The 846-nt window shown below is 66.4% G+C and carries 1 protein-coding gene; it reads left to right on the top strand.

What is annotated here, in order from left to right; translation table 11 throughout:
- A partial coding sequence (locus tag DSP71_RS09005) for a hypothetical protein (protein WP_220151105.1) occupies positions 1-695 on the top strand: 695 nt, incomplete at its 5' end.
- Positions 696-846 lie beyond the last annotated feature (151 nt).

The raw sequence follows: 846 nt of genomic DNA, 5'->3' as shown, positions 1-846 counted from the left end.
ACGGCACCGAAGACCGCCGCACCGGGTGGCTCGCGATCAACAAGACCCGCGACTACATCGTGTCGAAGTGCGCCGCAGCGCTCACCGCAGCGAAGAACTACACCGACACGAAGGTCTCCGCGATCTCGCTCAGTTGGAACGCGATCAGTGGCAAGCCCTCCACCTTTCCACCGTCCGCTCACACCCACACGTCGCTCGACAACGGCGGGATGCGATTCGGCGAGGCGAGCGGACAGTGGGCGACCGCGCAGACGATCTACACCGGAGCGAACATGTCGGTGGGCGGTCACGTTCTCGTGCCCAACGCGACGCCCGCCACGCAAGGCTGGACGATTGCGTACATCAACGGCGACGGACGGCTCGCGAAGAACGCATCCTCCGAGCGCTACAAGAAGTACATCAGCGCCCTCGACCCGGCCAGCCTCGGCGACATCTGGCCGACCCTCAGCCGCTACCAGATGCGCCACGGCGACGGCTCCTGGAGGTACGGGTACATCGCCGAGCGCCTGGCCGAGCACCCCGACCAGGAGCCGTTCGTCGTCTACGCCTACGACACCGACGCCGACGGCTACACCACCGTGACCGACCAGCCCGACAGTATCGATTTCATCGGGCTCCTCATGGCGCAGTGCGCGCAGCTGCATCAGGCTGTGGACCTACTCGCGCAGCGTCTCGACGCGCTGGAGGGACGATGAGCCCCCTGGACATCATTCCGCTCCCCGGACAGCCCGGGAAGTGGGGCCGTCGCATCCTCGTCGAAGCGTGGATCGAAGCCGGATCGCCGCCTGTGAACGACGGCGGCGCGGGACGCCTCTACGACGTGCAGAAGTACTTCTGGGACGGGTG

This window comes from Microbacterium sp. H6, assembly GCF_003314775.1.
Lineage (GTDB): Bacteria > Actinomycetota > Actinomycetes > Actinomycetales > Microbacteriaceae > Microbacterium > Microbacterium oxydans.
The sequence above is the reverse complement of the archived record's forward strand: the minus strand, read 5'-3'. Positions and strand labels throughout refer to the sequence as shown.